Below are 20,257 nucleotides of genomic sequence, written 5' to 3'. Positions count from 1 at the left end.
TGCCCGGGTGCGCGGTGAAGCGCAGGCCGGTCACCCTCCGGTGTCGCAGCCGCCGGCGGCTCACCTGCCGGTGCTGTACACCCAGGTCCTTGAGGGCCTGAGGGTGATCGAAAACGGTACTTATCTGGATGGCACGTTCGGTCGCGGCGGTCACGCTGGTGGCGTGCTGCGCCAGCTTGGCGCGGACGGGCGCCTGCTGGTCATGGACAAGGACCCCGAGGCCATTGCCGTGGCCGAGCGCGACTTCGCGCCGGACGGCCGTGTCTCGATCTATCGCGGCAGCTTTGCCGATCTGCTGGACTGGAGCGAAACCGCTGCCGGTCTGGATGGCGTTCTGTTCGATCTCGGTGTGTCCTCGCCGCAGCTGGACGTGGCCGAGCGTGGTTTCAGCTTCGGCAAGGACGGTCCGCTGGACATGCGCATGGACCCGGACTCGGGTGAGAGCGCTGCAGATTGGTTGAACCGCGCCGAAGACCGCGAAATCGCCGACGTGCTGTTCACCTATGGCGATGAACGCCAGAGCCGCCGCATCGCCCGCGCCATCGTTGCCCGGCGCGAGAAGCAGCCGTTCACGCGTACCGCTGAGCTGGCCGAGCTGATCGCCTCGGTGATGCCGCGTGGCAAGGACAAGATCCATCCGGCCACCCGCAGCTTCCAGGCCATCCGCATCCACATCAACCGCGAACTGGCCGACCTTGAAGCCGGTCTGGACGCGGCGATGGCGCGGCTCAAGCCCGGTGGCCGCCTGGCGGTGATCAGCTTCCACTCACTGGAAGACCGCATCGTCAAGCAGTTCATGAACCGCCATGCCAAGGCGCCGCCGACCAATCGTCGGCTGCCGGAACTGCAGGCCTTCGTGCCGACGCTGGAACTGATCGGTGGCGCCATCAAGGCCGATGACGACGAGCTGGCGATGAACCCGCGCTCGCGCAGCGCGGTGCTGCGTGTGGCCCAGAAGTGCGAGGTGGCCGGATGAGCCGCCTGCTGTTGATCGTCCTGCTGGCGTGCACGATTGCCTCGGCAATCGGCGTGGTGTTCATGCGCCATCGCCACCGCCAGCTGTTCGTGGAGCTGTCCAAGCTGGAGCATGCCCGCGACGAGATCAACATCGAGTTCGGCCGCCTGCAGCTGGAACAGGCAACCCTGGCCCAGGCCACGCGCGTGGACCAGGAAGCCCGTGGTCGCCTCGGCATGAAGTTCCCCGAGGCCGCTGACATCGTGGTGATCCGGCCATGAACAAGCCCAGCCGCAACCGTACCCGCACGCAGTTCAACCTGCGCAACCGCATGCTGATGGTTGGCGTGGGGCTGGGTCTGTGTGCGGTGACGCTGGTCGGCCGTGCCGCGTATGTGCAGCTGATCAACAACGATTTCTACCAGCGCGAAGGCGAAGCCCGCTTCCTGCGCGATGTGCCGATCCCGACCTCGCGCGGCATGATCACCGATCGCAATGGCGAGCCGGTGGCGGTGTCCACGCCGGTGGCCTCGATCTGGGTCAATCCGCAGGAGCTGCTGCGCACGCCCGAGCGTATTCCCGAGCTGGCGCGCGCGCTGTCGCTGCCGGTGGATGAACTGACCACCAAGCTGACCCAGAAGGCCGACAAGGAATTCATGTACCTGCGCCGCCGGATCAATCCGGATGTGGCCGAGCAGGTGGTCGCGCTGAAGATTCCGGGTGTGTTCTCGCAGCGCGAGTTCCGTCGCTACTACCCGCAGGGTGAGGCGATGGCACACGTGCTCGGCTTCACCAACATCGATGATCTCGGCCAGGAAGGCCTGGAGCTTGCCTTCGACGAATGGCTGCGCGGCAAGCCGGGCGCCAAGCGGGTCATCCGCGACCGCAAGGGCGCGATCGTCGAGAGCATCGATCTGGTGCGTCCTGCCGAGCCTGGCAAGGACCTGACCCTGAGCATCGACCGCCGCATCCAGTTCCTGGCGATGCGCGAGCTGCGCAATGCGGTCACCACCAACAAGGCTGCTGGTGGTTCCATCGTGATCATGGACGTGGCCACCGGCGAAGTGATGGCCATGGCCAACCTGCCGACCTACAACCCGAATTCGGTCAGTGGTGCGACCCCGGACACGCGCCGCAACCGCGCGGTTACCGATCTGGTCGAGCCCGGCTCGACGATGAAGCCGCTGACCATTGCCACCGCGTTGCAGAACCACGTGGTGACGCCGGACACGATCATCGACACCAATCCGGGTTACATGTCGCTGGGCCGTTACACCATCCGTGACGTGCCGCGTAACAATGGCGTGCTCAATGTCACCGGCGTGATCACCCGCAGCTCGAACATCGGTGCGGCCAAGATCGTGGCGCGCATCCCGGACCAGACCTTCTACGACTCGGTGCGTGGCTTCGGCTACGGCGTTGCCCCGAACAGTGGCTTCCCCGGCGAATCGTCGGGTGTGGTCGCGCGCCCGGGCAGCCCGAGCTGGTATGGCACCACCAAGACCACCATGTCCTACGGCTACGGCCTGTCGGTGACGCCGCTGCAGATCGCGCAGGCGTACTCGGCGCTGGCCAATGGTGGGCAGGTAATCCAGCCGACCTTCATCAAGGGCCAGCGCAACGAAGCACGCCAGGTCATCGACCCGGAAGTGGCACGCGAAGTCGTGCGGATGATGGAAACCGTGGTCACCAATGGCGGCGCCAAGCAGGCGGCGATCCTTGGTTACCACGTGGCCGGCAAGACCGGCACCGCGCGCAAGAACGGCCCCAATGGCTACGAGCGTGGCCATTACAACCTGCTGTTCGCCGGTGTCGTGCCGGCAACCGCGCCGCGCTACGCCGCGGTGATCGTGGTCAACGACCCACAAGGCTCGCTGCAGTACGGCGGTCTGGTCTCCGCACCGGTGTTCCACCACGTGATGGAAGGCACGCTGCGCTTGATGGATGTGCCGCCGGACGACATCCAGTCGTGGCTGGCCGCGCAGGCCGCAGGCAAGGTGGGTGGCAAGCCGGGCAGCAGTGCTGCGCCGCTGCCGATCCCGCAGGACCCGGACGAGGCGCCGAACGCCTCTGCCGAATTTGATGCCGCACTGCCGACGGCCGTCGCTCCGACGCCTGCCGCCACGGAGGTGCGCCAGTGAGCCACACAATGAAGTTGTCACAACTGCTGCCCGATCTGGTCCTGCCGCAGGACCCGCAGATCGGCGGCCTGGTTCTGGATTCACGGCATGTGCGCACCGGTGATGCGTTCGTCGCAATCGCCGGCTTTGGCGCGCATGGGCTGGGCTTTGTCGAGCAGGCCAAGGCTGCCGGCGCGGCCGCGATCCTGTTTGATCCGCCGGCACCGGCCGAACTGCCAGCACCGGCCGATGCCATCGCCGTGCCCGGTCTGCGTACGCGCATGGGCGCGATGGCCGACCAGTTCCACGGGCAGCCCTCGCGGGCGATGACCATGGTTGGCGTCACCGGCACCAACGGCAAGACCTCGACCGTGCAGCTGCTCGGCCAGGCCTGGCATCTGCTGGGCACGCCCAGCGGCTCGATCGGCACCTTGGGTGTTGGCCTGTACGGCGATGTGGTGCCGACGGGTTTCACCACGCCGCTGGTGCTGCAGATGCATGAAGTGCTGGCCCAGCTGCGCGATGGCGGTGCCAAGGCAGTGGCGATGGAAGTCAGCTCGCACGCCCTGGATCAGGGCCGCGTCGATGCCGTGCATTACGACGTGGCGGTGTTCACCAATCTCACGCGTGATCACCTCGATTACCACGGCGACATGGAAGCTTACGGCGCGGCCAAGGCCAAGCTGTTCCATCGTCCGGGCCTGAAGGCAGCGGCGATCAATCTGGACGACGCCTTCGGCCGTGAACTGATCACCACGCTGGCAGCCGACGTGCAGGCGATCGGGCTGAGCTCGACCGGCCAGGCGGGCGCCACCATCCGCGCCGAGAAGCTGGTGCTGGACGGGCAGGGCCTGGGTTTCGATCTGGTCATTGGTGATGAACGTCATGCGCTGCGCTCGCCGCTGCTGGGGCGCTTCAACGTCGACAATCTGCTGGCCGTGGCCGGTGCGCTGCATGGTCTGGGCGAAACCAGCGCATGCATCGCCGAGGTGCTGGGCCAGCTGCAGCCGATCCGCGGCCGCATGAACCGCCTCGGTGGTCAGGGCGAGCCGACCGTGGTCATCGATTACGCACACACTCCCGATGCGCTGGAACAGGCGCTGCGCAGCCTGCACGGCCATCTGGATGGCCGCCTGCTGTGCGTGTTTGGTTGCGGTGGCGAGCGCGACACCGGCAAGCGCCCCCAGATGGCGGCGATTGCCGAGGAATTGGCCGACGTGGTGTTCGTCACTGACGACAATCCACGCGGCGAGAATGGTGACGTGATCGTCGCCGACATCATGGCCGGGTTTGTGACGCCTGCGCAGGTGAACGTGGTGCGCGATCGCGCCCGCGCCATCGACGCCGCGGTCGCACAGGCAGGGGCTGGCGACATCGTGTTGATCGCCGGCAAGGGCCATGAGCCCTACCAGGAGATTGCAGGTATCAAACATCCTTTCGATGACACCGATGTGGCATCGCGTGCGCTGCAGGCGCGTCGTTCCGCTGCTGCGGAGGTGCGTCCATGAAGCGCACGCCGCTGTCGCTGATTGCCCATTGGGCCGGTGGCGAAATCCACGGCGACGACGCCAGCATCGTTGCGGTCAGCAATGACACGCGCACGCTGGCAGCGGGCAGTCTGTATGTCGCCCTGCGCGGTGAGCGTTTCGATGGCCATGACTTTGCCGCCAACGCGGTCGAGCAGGGCGCCAGCGCCCTGTTGGTCGATCGCCTGTTGCCGCTGGAGGTGCCGCAGATCGTGGTTGCCAACACCGAGCTGGCGCTGGCGAAGATTGCAGCAGCAATGCAGCAGCAGCGCGCTACCCGTGTGTTCGCCATCACCGGCAGCAACGGCAAGACCAGCGTGAAGAACCTGCTGCTGGCGGTGATGCAGCACGCTGCTGCGGTACTGGGCCAGCATGTGTATGCCACGCCGGGTAACCGCAACAACGAGATCGGCCTGCCGCTGGCGGTGATCGACGCGCCGGAAGATGCCGACTTCGCCATCTACGAGATGGGTACCGGCAAGCCGGGCGATATCGCCTACCTGACTGCCATCGCCGCACCGGACGTGTCCATCGTCAACAATGTCGCGCCAGCACACCTGGAGCGCATGGGCAGCCTGCTGGAGATCGCCAACACCAAGGCAGCCGTCTACGACGACCTGCGCGATGGCGGTGTTGCGGTGGTCAACGCCGACGACGCGTTCTCGCCGTACTTCGCTGCGCGTGCTGGTGACCATCAGGTGATCCGCTTCGGTCTGGACGTCAGCGCCGACGTCACCGCAACCGGCATCGTGCTGGACGAGGCGGGTTCCCGCTTCCGGCTGCGTACGCCGCAAGGCGATGCCGAGGTGGTGCTGCAGCTGCCGGGTCGGCACAACGTACTCAATGCATTGGCCGCCGCCTCGATGGCGTTGGCCGCCGGGATTGCCTTGTCGCTGGTGGTCGAAGGCCTGGCGCAGGCGCGCCCGGTCGCTGGTCGCCAGGTCGCCCATGTGTTGGACAGCGGCGCGGTGCTGATCGATGACAGCTACAACGCCAACCCGGGCTCACTGGCAGCGGCGATCACCGCGCTGGCTGCGGGCAAGGGCGAAGGCTGGCTGGTGCTGGGCGATATGCGTGAGCTGGGCCCGGACGCGCAGGCATTGCATGCGCAGGCCGGCCAGCGTGCCCGCGAAGCCGGGCTGAAGCGTCTGTATTCGCTGGGGCCGCTGAGCGCAGCGGCATCGGCGGCATTCGGCGAAGGCGGGCGTCACTTCGACTCCCACGCCGCGCTGGCTGCCGCACTGGAAACCGAACTTCATGCTGGTGTGCGTTGCCTGGTCAAGGGCTCGCGCGGCAGCGCCATGGACAAGATCGTGACTGCGCTGTTGAAGCGCGGCGAGGACACTACACATGTTGCTTGAATTGGCCCGTTGGCTGCAGCAGTTGGACGGCCTGTTCCGGTTGTTCAACTACATCACCTTCCGCGGCATCCTCGCCGCCCTGACGGCATTGTCGCTGTCGTTGTGGTTGGGCCCGATGGCGATCCGTCGCCTGGCCCAGCTCAAGGGCGGTCAGCCGATCCGCAAGGACGGCCCGCAGTCGCATTTCTCCAAGGCCGGCACGCCGACCATGGGTGGCGGCTTGATCCTGACCACGGTGTTGGTCTCGGTGCTGCTATGGGGTGACCTGCGCAACCGTTATGTGTGGCTGGTGCTGGTGGTGATGCTGTGCTTCGGTGCGATCGGCTGGTACGACGACTGGTTGAAGATCGCCAAGCGCGACCCGAACGGCCTGAAGTCGCGCTGGAAGTACGCGCTGCAGTCGATCTTTGGCCTTGCCGCAGGCATCTTCCTGTACAAGACCGCGGTGGTGCCGGCTGAGCTGACCTTCTACATCCCGATGTTCAAGTCGATCGCCTTGCCGCTGGCAGGCATCAGCTTCGTCGCGATTGCCTACTTCTGGATCGTCGGCTTCTCCAATGCGGTCAACCTGACCGATGGTCTGGATGGTCTGGCGATCATGCCGACGGTGCTGGTGGCCTGTGCGCTGGGCGTGTTCGCCTATGCCTCGGGCAATGCGGTGTTCTCCAGTTACCTGCAGATTCCGCAGATTCCCGGTGCCGGTGAACTGGTCATCATCTGCGCGGCGATTGCCGGCGCGGGCCTTGGCTTCCTCTGGTTCAACACCTATCCGGCCATGGTGTTCATGGGCGACGTCGGCGCGCTGGCGCTGGGCGCGGTGCTCGGCACCATCGCGGTGATCGTGCGCCAGGAACTGGTGCTGGTGATCATGGGCGGTGTGTTCGTGATCGAAACGCTGTCGGTGATGATCCAGGTGGCGTCGTTCAAGCTCACCGGCAAGCGCGTGTTCCGTATGGCGCCGATCCACCACCACTTCGAGCTGAAGGGCTGGCCTGAGCCGCGCGTGATCGTGCGTTTCTGGATCATCTCGGTGGTACTGGTGTTGATCGGCCTGGCAACGCTAAAGGTGCGCTGATGGACGACTACTCGCGTCAGGCAACCCGACTTGAAGCCATTGGTGGCAGCTACGACAAGTGGCTGCTCGGCGCCGCCGTGGCGCTGGCTTCGATCGGGATCGTGATGGTGGCTTCCAGCTCCATCGCGCTGACGCAGAGTCCGTTCTATTACCTGACCCGCCACCTGATCTTCATCGCCATCGGTGTGATCCTCGCTGCGGTGGCGATGCGGGTGGAGTTGAAGGAAATCGAGAAGTACAACCAACTGCTGTTGCTGGGCTGCTTTGCCCTGCTGATCGTGGTGTTCGTGCCGGGCCTGGGCAGCAGCGTCAATGGCGCGCAGCGCTGGATCAACCTTGGTATCTCCAAGTTCCAGACCGTGGAAGCGGTCAAGGTGCTGTACATCGTCTGGTTGTCCAGCTATCTCGTGCGCTTCCGTGACGAGGTCAATGCCACCTGGCAGGCCATGCTCAAGCCAGTCGGCGTGGTTGGCGTGCTGGTGGTATTGCTGCTGCTGCAGCCCGACTTTGGTTCCTCGATGCTGCTGCTGGGTATCACCACCTGCATGCTGGTGCTGGGCGGCGCGCAGATCAAGCGCATCATCCTGCCGGTGCTGCTGCTTTTGCCGGGCCTGATCGCGTTGGTGATCTTCGAGCCCTACCGCATGCGCCGCGTCACCTCGTTCATGGACCCGTGGCAGGATCAGTTGGGTTCGGGCTACCAGCTGTCCAACGCGCTGATGGCGATCGGCCGTGGCGAGTGGACTGGCGTGGGTCTGGGCGCATCGATCCAGAAGCTCAACTACCTGCCCGAGTCGCATACCGACTTCATCTTCTCGGTGATCGCCGAGGAGCTGGGCTTCCTTGGCGTCTGCGGCATCATCAGCCTGTACGTGCTGTTGGTCGGCCGTGCGTTCTGGCTGGGCCTGCGCTGCATTGAAATGCGTCGCCACTTTGCTGGTTACATCGCCTTCGGCATTGCGCTGTGGATCAGCCTGCAGACCTTCGTCTCGATCGGCGTGAACCTGGGCATGCTGCCGACCAAGGGCCTGACCCTGCCGCTGATTTCCTCCGGCGGTTCCAGCGTGATGATGACCTGCGTGGCGATGGGCCTGCTGCTGCGCGTGTCCTATGAATACAACCGTGCGGTGCGCCGCCAGGAAGTCCGCGAGGACCTCGATGGCGTCGAACTGGACGTTGCCGAAACGCACGACGCCGCACCGGCCGAGCCGCGCATGGATACCGCGACCTCGGTTGCCGCGGCAGTGCAGAGCAGCGCAGCACGTGGCACCAGCCGCATGCAACAGCGTGTCGAGCCGACCTTCGGGAGGATCGCGTAATGGCCTCCGTGAATACCAACAAGGACCAACGTCCGGTGATGATCATGGCCGGCGGTACCGGCGGCCATATCTTCCCGGGTCTGGCCGTGGCCAAGGTGCTGCGCGAGCGCGGCGTCCCGGTCACCTGGCTGGGTGCTGAAGGCGCGATGGAAACGCGTCTGGTTCCGCAGCACGACATCCACGTCGACACGCTGGCCATCTCCGGCCTGCGCGGCAAGGGCAAGCTGGCCCTGCTGGGCGCGCCGATCCGGGTGATGCGCGCGATCCGCAGTGCTGGCTATGTACTGCGTGATCGCAAGCCGCGTGCGGTGGTGGCCTTTGGTGGTTTTGCGTCCGGACCAGGTGGCATTGCCGCCCGCCTGCATGGCCTGCCGTTGCTGGTGCACGAACAGAACCGTGCGCCGGGCATGACCAACCGCATCCTGTCGCGCTTCGCGCGCCGCGTGCTGTCGGGTTTCCCGGGCAGCTTTGCCGGTGGCAAGGAAGAGGTGGTCGGTAATCCGGTGCGTGCCGAGATCGCTGCATTGCCGGCACCGGAGCAGCGCTTGGCCGGTCGCAGTGGACCGATGCGGGTGCTGGTGCTGGGCGGCAGCCAGGGCGCACGCGCCCTGAACAACGCCATGCCCAAGGCCTTGGCCGCGCTGGGTGACAGCGTCGCCATCGAGGTCTGGCACCAGTGCGGCGAGAAGCTGCACGAAGAAGCGCTGCAGGCGTATCGCGCAGCTGGTGTGGAAGGCCGCGTCGACATGTTCATCAAGGACATGGCGGCCGCTTACAGCTGGGCCGATCTGGTGGTGTGCCGTTCCGGCGCGTCGACCTTGGCCGAGTTGTGTGCTGTCGGTATCGGCAGCGTGCTGGTGCCGTTCGCCGCTGCGGTCGACGACCACCAGACCCGCAATGCCGAATATCTGGTCGAACGCGGTGCCGCCGAACTGCTCAAGCAGGACGACGCGCTGGCGACCAACCTGGAAGGCGTGCTGCGCACGCTGGCAAACAATCCCGGCCACCGTGTGCAGATGGCGCAAGCCGCGCGTGGGTTGGCCAAGGTCGATGCGGCCGAACGCATCGCAGACATCATTCTTGAGGAAGCAGCATGAACACGGCACCGCGCACCCGCGCCAGCCACACCGGAGGCCAGGCATGATCCGCCGCCTCAACGACACCACCGACCTGGTCCGCGCTTTCCCGCGCGTGCATTTCGTCGGCATCGGCGGCACCGGCATGAGCGGCATCGCCGAAGTGATGCTGACCCTGGGCTATGAAGTCTCCGGTTCCGACAATGCAGACAACGCCGCCACCCGCCGTCTGGCGCGGCTGGGCGCGCGCGTGATGCGCGGTCACTCCGCCGCCAACGTGCTGGGCACCGACTGCATCGTGGTCTCCAGCGCCATCCGCGACGACAATCCCGAGCTGATGGAAGCGCGCAGCCAGCGCATTCCGATCATGCCGCGTGCGGCAATGTTGGCCGAGCTGATGCGCTTCCGTCGCGGCATCGCCGTCGCCGGTACCCACGGCAAGACCACCACCACCTCGCTGACCGCCGCCATCCTGAGCGAGGGCAAGCTGGACCCGACCTTCGTGATCGGGGGCCAGCTGCTGGCGGCCGGTGCCAACGCCAAGCTCGGCGGCGGCCAGTGGCTGGTGGCCGAGGCCGATGAAAGTGATGGCAGCTTCCTGCGGTTGAACCCGCTGGTGGCGGTGATCACCAACATCGACGCCGACCATCTTGAGAACTACGGCAACGACTTCGCCCGCGTGCAGGCAGCGTTCGCCGAGTTCCTGCAGCGCCTGCCGTTCTACGGGCTGGCGGTGCTGTGCATCGATGATCCGGAAGTGGCTGCGTTGGCCGCCAAGACCCCGCGTCACGTGATGAGCTACGGCCTGAGCAGCAATGCCGACGTGCGTGCCGAGGACGTGGTGCAGGATGGCCCACGCATGCGCTTCACCCTGCGCCTGCCGGAAGGCACCAGCGTGCCGGTCACCCTGGCACTGCCGGGCAAGCACAACGTGCTCAATGCACTGGCCGCCGCTGCGGTGGCTTGGCAGTTGGGCGTGGCACCGGAAGACATCGCCTCGGCGCTGGAGAAGTTCGAGGGCGTTGGCCGTCGCTTCAACGACCTTGGCGAAGTCACCACCCACAAGGGTGCCAAGGTGCGCGTGATCGACGACTACGGTCATCACCCGCGTGAGCTGGAAGCAGTGTTTGCCGCTGCTCGTGGCGGCTGGCCGGACAAGCGTCTGGTGGTGGCGTTCCAGCCGCACCGTTACAGCCGTACCCGCGATCAGTTCGATGCCTTTGCAGCGGTGCTGTCGGAAGTGGACGCGCTGGTGCTGAGCGAAGTCTATCCAGCCGGCGAAGCACCGATTCCGGGTGCCGACTCCAAGTCGTTGGCGCGTGCGATCCGTGCGCGTGGCCGCAGCGAGCCGGTGGTGGTGAGTCATTCCGCCGATCTGGCTTCGGTGCTGCCCGACGTGCTGCAGGACGGCGATCTGCTGTTGATGATGGGTGCGGGCGACATCGGTGCCGTTGTCCAGCAGGTGGTCACCCACGGCTTCCAGGAGGCCAAGGGCGAATGATGTCTGTCGCGCTGCCGCTGTGCCGTACCCACGCAACCGCGCTGCGGGCTGCGACGGTGGCCTGCGGCCGCGCTGCAGGGGAGGGCGCACGATGAATGCCATCCTGCGCATGCTCGCCTGGTTGCTGGCCATTGCGCTGGTGGTGCTGCCGGTGGTCGCGGTGGTCAATGGTTGGGTCGGCGCCGAACGCTGGCCGCTGGCCAAGCTACGCGTACATGGCGAGTTCAAGCGCGTGCCGGCGGAAGAGCTGCAGAAGACCTTGCTGCCATATGCGCGCTCGGGCTTCTTCGCAGTGAAGCTGCAGGACGCGCAGGCCGCGGTCGAAAAGCTACCGTGGGTGGAGAGCGCGCAGGTCCGCAAGCAGTGGCCGGATGTGCTGGAAGTGAGCATCGTCGAGCACCGCCCGTTTGCACGTTGGGGCAAGGATCGCCTGCTGTCCGAGCAAGGCCGTTTGTTTGCGGTGCCGCACGGTCTGGAGAACGCGCCGCTGCCCGAACTCGATGGCCCCGATGGCATGACCACCGAAGTGGTCGAGTTGTACAACGATTCGCGCGCTCTGTTCGCACCGGCAGGTGTGGACGTACGCAAAGTGGCGATGGACGCGCGCGGCAGCTGGTCGCTGGCGCTGGATAACGGCACCGAAGTGGTTGTTGGGCGCAACGATGCACGCTCACGCTTGAGCCGCTTCGTACGCGTGCTGCCGCAGTTGACCCGCACCCAGGTGCCGATCGTGCGCGCCGACCTTCGCTATACCAATGGATTCACGCTGAGCTGGGGAACCCCGCCGCCGGCAACAAAGCAGACGCAGGACAGGACATGAACCGCAAGGGTGACAAATCACTGATCGTTGGCCTGGATATCGGCACCTCCAAGGTGGTGGCGTTGGTCGGCGAGTACTCGCCGGGCAGCCCGATCGAGGTCATCGGTATCGGCTCGCACGAATCGCGCGGTCTCAAGCGCGGCGTGGTGGTGGATATCGAATCCACCGTGCAGTCGATCCAGCGCGCCATCGAAGAAGCTGAGCTGATGGCCGGCTGCGAGATCCGTTCGGTGTATGCCTCGATCTCCGGTAACCACGTGCAGTGCCGCAACTCGCAGGGCATCACCCCGATCCGCGAAGGCGAAGTGAGTTGGGGCGATCTGGATCGCGTGCTGGAAGCGGCCAAGGCCGTGGCCATACCGGCCGACCAGAAGATCCTGCATGCGATCCCGCGCGAGTACGTGCTGGACGATTCGCAGGAAGGCATCCGCAATCCGGTCGGCATGACCGGCGTGCGCCTGGAGGTGCATGCCCACCTGGTGGTTTGCGCACAGTCTGCCGCCGCAAACGTCAGCAAGTGCGTGCAGCGCTGCGGCCTGCAGGTGGACGATCTGGTGCTGTCCTCGCTGGCCTCCAGCGTGGCGGTGCTGACCGCCGACGAGCGCGAGCTCGGCGTGGTGATGGTTGATATCGGCGCCGGTACCACCGACATCGCGGTGTTCATCCAGGGCGCGATCTGCCATACCGCATCGCTGCCGATTGCCGGCGACCACGTCACCAACGACATCGCCCACATGCTGCGCACGCCGACCCCGGAAGCGGAGCAGATCAAGGTGCGCTACGCCTGCGCGCTGGCACAGATGGCAACCGCCGAGGAAAGCATCCAGGTTCCGTCGGTCGGCGACCGTCCGCCGCGTCGCATGCCGCGTCATTCGCTGGCGCAGGCGGTGCAGGGCCGTTACGAGGAAATCTTCGAGATGGTGCAGGCCGAACTGCGTCGCTCGGGCTTCGAGGAAATGGTGCGTGCGGGCCTGGTGCTCAGCGGCGGTGCCTCGAAGATGGAAGGCGTGGTCGAGCTGGCCGAGGAAATGCTGCAGATGCCGGTACGCGTTGGCATTCCGCAGCACGTCACCGGCCTTGGCGAAGTGGTCGGCAATCCGGTGCACGCAACTGGCGTTGGCCTGTTGCTGATGGGCAGCCAGATCGAACACCCGCGGCGTCCGTCGCTGCCCACCGGGCGCGCCGGCAGCATGTTCAACAAATTGAAGAATTGGTTCCGCGGCGAGTTCTGAGCGCGGTACCGGTAGCAGGGCAGTGAGGCAGTCAGAAGGGCAAGCAGTAAGGCAAGACGAAGTGCTGTAACGCAGTCATTGAAGCAAGCAACAACCACCGTGCAGGGGCAACCCGAAGCGGTACACCTAAAACAACTCGCCGGTGCGGGCGGGCGCAGAAGGAGAAGGATTCTTCCCGGATGCCCGACCCAATCACGGCAATAGAGAGGACATGGACATGGCGCATTTCGAACTGATTGAAAAGATGGCACCGAACGCGGTGATCAAGGTCGTTGGCGTGGGTGGCGGCGGCGGCAACGCCGTGGCGCACATGGTCAACAGCAGCGTGGATGGCGTGGAATTCATCACCGCCAACACCGACTCGCAGGCCATCAAGAATTGTGGCGCCAAGCTGCAGCTGCAGCTGGGCACCAACGTAACCAAGGGTCTGGGCGCAGGCGCAAACCCGGAAGTCGGCCGCCAGGCCGCATTGGAAGACCGTGAGCGCATCATGGACGCCCTGCAGGGTGCGGACATGGTGTTCATCACCGCCGGCATGGGCGGCGGCACCGGCACCGGTGCTGCACCGGTGGTGGCACAGCTGGCCAAGGAAATGGGCATCCTGACCGTGGCCGTGGTCACCAAGCCGTTCCCGTTCGAAGGCCGTCGCCGCATGCAGGTGGCGCTGAAGGGCATCGAGGAGCTGAGCCAGCACGTCGATTCGCTGATCACCATCCCGAACGAAAAGCTGATCACCGTACTCGGCCGCAACGCCACCATGGTGCAGGCCTTCCGTGCTGCCAATGACGTGCTGCAGGGCGCCGTGCAGGGCATCGCCGATCTGATCGTGCGTCCGGGCCTGATCAACGTCGACTTCGCCGACGTGCGCACCGTGATGTCGGAAATGGGCCTGGCGATGATGGGCACCGGCACCGCACGTGGTGATGACCGCGCCCAGGCAGCTGCCGAAGCCGCGATCCAGAACCCGCTGCTGGACGACGTGAACCTGGCCGGCGCCAATGGCGTGCTGGTCAACATCAGCGCCGGTACCGACATCACCATGAGCGAGTTCGACGAAATCGGCCGTACCGTGCATGCCTTCGCTTCGGAAGACGCCACCGTGGTGATCGGCACCGTGATCGATCCGGATCTGGGTGACGAGATCAAGGTGACCGTGGTTGCCACCGGCCTGAACCGTGCCGTTGCCAAGAACGCCCAGCGTCCGGGCGAGCGCGGCCCGATCAAGCTGGTGCGTAACGCCACCACCGGCCAGGCCGAGTTCGACGAGTACGAGAGCCCGGCCGATGCCGTGGCCAAGGCCGTGGGTCACACCATGGGCATGGGCCTGCGTCGTCCGAGCTCGGACACCGTGTCTGCTTCCACCTCGTCGGCGTCGCCGGCTGCTGCAGAGCTGCCGAACGACTACCTGGACATCCCGGCGTTCCTGCGCCGCCAGGCTGACTGATGCGGTAGCGGGGGCCATCCAGGCCCGATCATCGCGTGCGCCGGCAACGGCGCCGTGGGTCGGACTGGTCGGCGCCTGGAAACAGAGCTGATACGTCGGGGCTGTCCACCCCGGCGGGAATACCATGTCCTTTATCGCCGGGCCAAGGCCGGCCCGGCGATATTTTCGGTACTGGACGGCAGCTGACGGCCGAATTTGGCACTGCAAAGGGCGCGTGTTAACGCGTGTTATTCTTGTTTGTCCCCCTGGCTGCGCGTGCGTGGCCCCTCCGGCCTTACATACACATGATCCAGCAACGCACTCTCAAGAACACGATCCGCGCCACCGGCGTCGGCCTGCACAGTGGTGACAAGGTCTATATGACCCTGCGCCCGGCACCGGTTGACCATGGCATCGTGTTCCGACGAGTGGATCTGGATCCGGTGGTGGAAGTCCCGGCGCGTGCCGATCTGGTCACCGAAGTCACCCTGTGCACTGGTTTGACCTGTGAAGGCGCCAAGATCCAGACCGTTGAGCACCTGATGTCGGCCCTGGCCGGCCTCGGCGTGGACAACGTCATCGTTGAGCTGTCCTCGGCGGAGTTGCCGATCATGGACGGTTCTTCCGGCCCGTTCGTGTTCCTGCTGCAGTCGGCGGGCATCGTCGAGCAGGACGCGGCCAAGCGTTTCCTGCGCATCCTCAAGACGGTGGAAGTGCGCGACGGTGACAAGATTGCTCGCTTCGAGCCGTACGAGGGCTACAAGCTGGGTTTCACCATCCAGTTCGATCATCCGATGATCCCGGCCAAGCAGTCACGGGTGGAGATCGAGTTCTCCTCGGCCGCCTATATCAAGGAGATCTCGCGGGCCCGTACCTTCGGCTTCATGCGTGACCTTGAGTACATGCGTGAGCGCAACCTGGGCCTGGGCGGCTCGATGGACAATGCCATCGTGCTCGACGAGTTCCGCGTACTGAATGACGACGGCCTGCGCTATACCGACGAATTCGTCCGCCACAAGATCCTGGACGCCATCGGCGACCTGTATCTGGCCGGTGGGCAGGTGTTGGGTGCCTACGAGGGCTTCAAGTCCGGCCATGCGCTGAACAACAAGCTGGTACGCGCCCTTCTGGCCGACCAGAGTGCCTGGGAATGGGCCAGCTACGACTCTCCAGTAGCCGCGGATCCGGTGCTGTACGGCATCCCGGCCTACGCCTAAGTTAAATAGAGGCGAGTTCGTAAGAGACGCGGCTTTTACGGAGCACGACTATTCCCATTTGTGGTCGTTGTGTGAACCCGATCAGGCTTTCAGCCTGAATTTAACTTTTAATTAACAAAAGACTAACTCCTTCGCTGCATTCCGCGGCTAGGATTCCTGCTGGCTTCAATCCGGTCATTTGAAAGGCCGGGTGGAGACCGGGGCCGATCAGGCGCCCGGTGGCCCCTCAGGACTTTGTTGATTTCACATCCTGCAGGGCAGCCAGGGCGTCGCGCAGTCCTTTATGCGTGGCTTCGCTTACTGCTGTGCTGCGTTGATCGTTACGCACTGGGGAGTGCGCGGACGCAGTCGCAGTCTTGACGGTCACCCGGGTGGCCTTCAGCCCGATGGATCGGGCCGCGTCGAGCAGCTGGTCTTCGGCAAGCCTTACTTTGGCGTGCCACACCGGCGATTCGACGAGAAAAACGAGGTGTTCGCCGTCCACATTGGCCAACCGGCAACGGTTAGCCAGCGCCGGCGGCAAATGGGGGCGCAATTGCCAGTCCATCGCATCGAGCCACAGGGCCCGGCGCAGCGGATTTCCTGCTTTGTCCGCCATCGCCGCTTCCAGCGCCTGTTTGGGCGCGGAACGGGAACGAACACTGGATTTCGGCTCTGACATAAGAATTTTTCAATGACATTTAAAAAGATCGTAATCAAAACGCGTGAACAGAAGGCCAAGACGCCGTTTTCACGTGTTCAGATGTTCTTTGAGGATCGTCCTCAAGCCCTGTTGGGTAGCGTACTTGGCCTTGGCTGCCTGATGGGCGTGGCCCTGAGCTTCGCCATCGGCATGGCCGGTGATGCGGCGCTGCAGTCCAAGGTTGACCATCAGGAACAGGAGCTGGCCAAGGTCCGCGCCGACGCTCAGACCCAGGTCAATGCACTCGCCGCCCGCCTTGGCGAGCTGCAGGCGCAGGCCACCCGGCTCAATGCCCTGGGTGAGCGTCTGACCCAGATGGGCAAGCTGGAAGACGGCGAGTTCGACTTCCAGGAAACTCCGGGTATGGGTGAAGGCGAACCCGGACCGACCCAGGACATCCCGGTCAGCGCGGTAAACAGCGACTTACAGGTGCTGGAGCAGCGTTTCGCTGCTTCAGGCAAGCAGTTGTCGGTGATGGAGTCGCTGCTGTTCGACCACCAGCTCGAACAGAACGCCGTGCCCTCGCGCATGCCGATCCGCAATACCTACGTCACCTCCAGCTTCGGTGGCCGTGCCGACCCGTTCGGTCGCGGTGTTGGCAACCACAAGGGCATGGACTTCCACGCCCGTGTAGGCGACCCGGTGCTGGCCGTGGCCGACGGTGTGGTCAGCTTCTCCGGCGTGAAGGGCGGTTACGGCAATGTGGTCGAGATCGACCACGGCAACGGCTACAAGACCTTGTACGCGCACAATTCGCGCCTGACCGTGCGTGAAGGCGGGCTGGTGCGGGCCGGGCAGGAAGTGGCCAAGGCCGGCTCTACCGGCCGTTCTACCGGCGCCCACGTGCATTTCGAGGTCTGGCAGAACGGCGTGGTGATGAATCCGCGCAAATTCCTCGGCGAGGGCGGCAATACGCCGGTCGGCCGGGTCAGCCGTGGCTGATGGGCAGCAGGTCAGCTCCGGCTGACTTGTTTGGGGGTGCTTGAAACTCAAGCGTCCGCCCCAAGCTACAATAGGCGTTGCCATCGACAGGGCGCATTGCGCCCTGTTTCGTTTGTGACCGGTGAACCCAGGGGGTGAGCCAGGTCGCACGGCATTTCATTCAAACCGGTTCCTTCAATGATCAACAGCCTGCTTACCCGCGTTTTTGGCAGCCGTAACGAGCGCCAGCTTCGCCAGCTCAACCGTATCGTCGCCAAGATCAATGCCTTGGAACCGGAGATGCAGAAGCTCTCCGATGACCAGCTGAAGGCCAAGACCCCCGAGTTCCGTGAGCGCATCGCCGCTGGCGAAGCCCTGGACAAGGTGCTGCCGGAAGCCTTTGCGGTCTGCCGTGAGGCCTCCAAGCGCGTGCTGGGCATGCGCCACTACGACGTTCAGCTGATCGGCGGCATGGTGCTGCATCTGGGCAAGATCGCCGAAATGCGCACGGGTGAAGGCAAGACCCTGGTGGCAACGTTGCCGGTCTACCTCAACGCGCTGGAAGGCAAGGGCGTGCATGTGGTCACGGTCAATGACTACCTGGCCCGCCGCGACTCGGCGCAGATGGGCAAGCTGTACAACTGGCTGGGCATGAGCGTCGGCGTGGTCTACCCGGGCATGCCGCACAGCGACAAGCGCGAGGCCTACGGCAGCGACATCACCTACGGCACCAACAACGAATTCGGCTTCGACTACCTGCGTGACAACATGGCGCTGACCCGTGCCGACCGTTACCAGCGCGGCCTGCATTACGCCATCGTCGACGAAGTCGACTCCATCCTGATCGATGAGGCGCGTACCCCGCTGATCATCTCCGGTCCGGCCGACGACTCCCCCGAGCTGTACATCCGCGTCAACCGCGTGGTGCCGGGCCTGATCAAGCAGGAAGCCGAGGAAGGCGAGGGCGACTACTGGGTCGACGAGAAGGGCAAGCAGGTCTTCCTGTCCGAAGCCGGCATGGAACACGCCGAAGAGCTGCTGCGCGAAGCCGGCATCATTGGAGCGGACAACGACAACGGCCTGTACGCCGCGCAGAACCTGACCGTCGTCCACCACCTCAACGCCGCACTGCGCGCGCACGCCATCTACCAGCGTGACGTGGACTACATCGTGCGTGATGGCGAAGTCGTCATCGTCGACGAGTTCACCGGCCGTACCCTGGCCGGTCGCCGCTGGTCCGACGGCCTGCACCAGGCGGTGGAAGCGAAGGAAGGCGTGCCGGTACAGCGTGAGAACCAGACGCTGGCCAGCATCACCTTCCAGAACCTGTTCCGCATGTACAAGAAGCTGTCCGGCATGACCGGTACGGCCGATACCGAAGCGTTCGAATTCCAGAGCATCTACGGCCTGGAAGTGCTGGTCATCCCGACCAACAAGCCGACCGTGCGCAAGGACTACCCGGACCAGGTGTTCCTCAACCGCAAGGGCAAGTTCAACGCGGTGCTGGCGGACATTGAAGAATGCGCCAAGCGCGGCCAGCCAGTGCTGGTGGGTACCACCTCGATCGAAACCTCGGAAATGCTGTCCGAGCACCTGCGCAAGGCTGGCGTGAAGCACGAAGTGCTCAACGCCAAGCAGCATGACCGCGAAGCGACCATCGTTGCCAACGCCGGTCGCCCGGGCTCGGTTACCATCGCCACCAACATGGCCGGCCGTGGTACTGACATCGTGCTCGGCGGCTCGCTGGAAACCGAACTGCACGAGCTGGGTGAAGACATCAGCGACGAGCAGAAGGCCGCACTGAAGGCGGCATGGCAGGAACGTCACGAAGCAGTCAAGGCTGCTGGCGGCCTGCACATCGTCGGTACCGAGCGCCATGAATCTCGCCGTATCGACAACCAGCTGCGCGGTCGTTCCGGCCGTCAGGGTGACCCGGGTTCGTCCCGCTTCTACCTGTCGCTGGAAGACAACCTGATGCGCATCTTCGCCTCTGACTGGGTGCAGAAGGCGATGCGCATGATGGGTATGAAGGAAGACGACGTCATCGAAGACCGCATGGTCAGCCGCCAGATCGAGAAGGCACAGCGCAAGGTTGAAGCGCACAACTTCGACATCCGCAAGAACCTGCTCGACTTCGACGACGTCAACAACGATCAGCGCAAGGTGATCTACGGTCAGCGCGATGAGCTGCTGGACGCCGAGTCGGTCAAGGAAAACATCGACGGCATCCGCGGCGACGTGATCTATGACCTGGTGTCCCGTTTCGTGCCGCCGAACTCGGTGGATGAGCAATGGGACCTGCAGGGCCTGCAGGCCACGCTGGAAGGCGAGTTTGGCGTGGAGATGGACGTGGTTGGCCTGGTCAAGGCGCACGAAGAACTGGATGCCGAGGCGATCGTGCAGAAGGTGATCGACCGCGTCGACGAGCACTTCGCGCAGAAGGAAGCGGCGGTTGGCGCCGAGACCATGCGCGCACTGGAAAAGCACGTGATGCTGACCGTGCTCGACCAGAGCTGGAAGGAGCACCTGGCACGCATGGATTACCTGCGCCAGGGCATCTACCTGCGTGGTTACGCGCAGAAGCAGCCCAAGCAGGAATACAAGAAGGAAGCCTTCGAGCTGTTCTCGCAGATGCTGGAGGACGTCAAGCGCGAAGTGATCACCATGCTGTCGCGCGTGCGTGTGCGCAGCGAGGAAGAAGTGTTGGCGATGGAGCAGCTGGAGCGCCAGCAGGCCGAAGCGCGCCTGCAGATGTCGCAGTTCCAGCACCAGGACAACGGCGGCTACAGCGCCGACGAGGAAGCGGCGGAAGTGATCGACGAGGCCAACGCGCCCAAGGTCGGCCGCAACGACCCGTGTCCGTGCGGAAGTGGCAAGAAGTACAAGCACTGCCACGGCCAACTGAACTGACCAAAAGCCCCGCCAAGTGCGGGGCTTTTTTGCATTTGCCCCTGTAGTGGGGGGCGCCCGCGAGGGGTGGGGGGGGCGCGCCGGCGCCAGGAGCCCCGAGCGGCGGCGGCGCCGGGGCGG

At 64.7% G+C, this 20,257-nt stretch carries 16 protein-coding genes; 15 read left to right on the top strand and 1 reads right to left on the bottom strand.

Annotated features, from left to right (window positions below; translation table 11 throughout):
* Positions 1–7: 7 nt before the first annotated feature.
* From rsmH to lpxC, 13 genes are all read left to right on the top strand, one after another.
* On the top strand, positions 8–976 hold the full coding sequence (rsmH, locus tag ACVOMF_RS13520; RefSeq protein ID WP_481509775.1) for a 16S rRNA (cytosine(1402)-N(4))-methyltransferase RsmH: 969 nt from the start codon (positions 8–10) through the stop codon (positions 974–976).
* Entirely contained in the window at positions 973–1,236 is a 264-nt protein-coding gene (gene ftsL, locus ACVOMF_RS13515) for a cell division protein FtsL (RefSeq protein ID WP_282266357.1), read from the top strand. Before rsmH ends, ftsL begins: the two co-directional genes overlap by 4 nt.
* On the top strand, positions 1,233–3,095 hold the full coding sequence (locus ACVOMF_RS13510) for a peptidoglycan D,D-transpeptidase FtsI family protein (protein ID WP_481509766.1): 1,863 nt from the start codon (positions 1,233–1,235) through the stop codon (positions 3,093–3,095). Before ftsL ends, ACVOMF_RS13510 begins: the two co-directional genes overlap by 4 nt.
* Before the next feature lie 8 nt (positions 3,096–3,103).
* Complete coding sequence (locus tag ACVOMF_RS13505; RefSeq protein ID WP_481509765.1) at positions 3,104–4,582, top strand: UDP-N-acetylmuramoyl-L-alanyl-D-glutamate--2,6-diaminopimelate ligase; 1,479 nt, start codon at positions 3,104–3,106, stop codon at positions 4,580–4,582.
* Positions 4,579–5,961, top strand: a complete 1,383-nt coding sequence (locus ACVOMF_RS13500) for a UDP-N-acetylmuramoyl-tripeptide--D-alanyl-D-alanine ligase (RefSeq protein ID WP_481509764.1) — start codon at positions 4,579–4,581, stop codon at positions 5,959–5,961. The genes ACVOMF_RS13505 and ACVOMF_RS13500 overlap by 4 nt, the downstream gene beginning before the upstream one ends.
* Positions 5,951–7,036 (top strand): phospho-N-acetylmuramoyl-pentapeptide-transferase, encoded by a 1,086-nt coding sequence (gene mraY / locus ACVOMF_RS13495; RefSeq protein WP_057627465.1) that lies wholly within the window; start codon positions 5,951–5,953, stop codon positions 7,034–7,036. The genes ACVOMF_RS13500 and mraY overlap by 11 nt, the downstream gene beginning before the upstream one ends.
* Complete coding sequence (gene ftsW, locus ACVOMF_RS13490; RefSeq protein WP_481509763.1) at positions 7,036–8,355, top strand: putative lipid II flippase FtsW; 1,320 nt, start codon at positions 7,036–7,038, stop codon at positions 8,353–8,355. Before mraY ends, ftsW begins: the two co-directional genes overlap by 1 nt.
* Positions 8,355–9,452 (top strand): undecaprenyldiphospho-muramoylpentapeptide beta-N-acetylglucosaminyltransferase, encoded by a 1,098-nt coding sequence (gene murG / locus ACVOMF_RS13485; protein ID WP_481509762.1) that lies wholly within the window; start codon positions 8,355–8,357, stop codon positions 9,450–9,452. The genes ftsW and murG overlap by 1 nt, the downstream gene beginning before the upstream one ends.
* Before the next feature lie 43 nt (positions 9,453–9,495).
* A complete protein-coding gene (gene murC / locus ACVOMF_RS13480; RefSeq protein WP_481509761.1) occupies positions 9,496–10,932 on the top strand; it encodes a UDP-N-acetylmuramate--L-alanine ligase in 1,437 nt (478 codons plus the stop codon).
* Positions 10,933–11,023: 91 nt separating this feature from the next.
* Entirely contained in the window at positions 11,024–11,752 is a 729-nt protein-coding gene (locus ACVOMF_RS13475) for a cell division protein FtsQ/DivIB (protein WP_481509760.1), read from the top strand.
* Positions 11,749–12,984, top strand: coding sequence for a cell division protein FtsA (gene ftsA, locus ACVOMF_RS13470; RefSeq protein WP_303748900.1), 1,236 nt, complete (start codon positions 11,749–11,751; stop codon positions 12,982–12,984). The genes ACVOMF_RS13475 and ftsA overlap by 4 nt, the downstream gene beginning before the upstream one ends.
* Positions 12,985–13,201: 217 nt before the next feature.
* Positions 13,202–14,428: a cell division protein FtsZ gene (ftsZ, locus tag ACVOMF_RS13465; RefSeq protein ID WP_282266376.1), complete on the top strand. Its 1,227-nt coding sequence runs from the start codon at positions 13,202–13,204 to the stop codon at positions 14,426–14,428.
* A 284-nt stretch (positions 14,429–14,712) separates the two neighbouring features.
* Entirely contained in the window at positions 14,713–15,624 is a 912-nt protein-coding gene (lpxC, locus tag ACVOMF_RS13460; RefSeq protein ID WP_481509759.1) for a UDP-3-O-acyl-N-acetylglucosamine deacetylase, read from the top strand.
* Positions 15,625–15,850: 226 nt separating this feature from the next.
* On the opposite strand, the gene ACVOMF_RS13455 is transcribed toward lpxC, so the two are convergent.
* Complete coding sequence (locus ACVOMF_RS13455; RefSeq protein WP_481509758.1) at positions 15,851–16,285, bottom strand: DciA family protein; 435 nt, start codon at positions 16,283–16,285, stop codon at positions 15,851–15,853.
* A 12-nt stretch (positions 16,286–16,297) separates the two neighbouring features.
* Between ACVOMF_RS13455 and ACVOMF_RS13450 the strand changes: the two genes are divergently transcribed.
* The gene (locus tag ACVOMF_RS13450; protein ID WP_481509757.1) at positions 16,298–17,248 is read left to right on the top strand and encodes a M23 family metallopeptidase; all 951 of its coding nucleotides are present in this window, start codon (positions 16,298–16,300) and stop codon (positions 17,246–17,248) included.
* A 177-nt stretch (positions 17,249–17,425) separates the two neighbouring features.
* Complete coding sequence (secA, locus tag ACVOMF_RS13445; RefSeq protein WP_481509756.1) at positions 17,426–20,137, top strand: preprotein translocase subunit SecA; 2,712 nt, start codon at positions 17,426–17,428, stop codon at positions 20,135–20,137.
* Positions 20,138–20,257: the final 120 nt, after the last annotated feature.

The sequence above is a fragment of the Stenotrophomonas sp. STEN022 genome (assembly GCF_056760155.1).
This window is presented reverse-complemented; position numbering and strand designations above follow the sequence as displayed.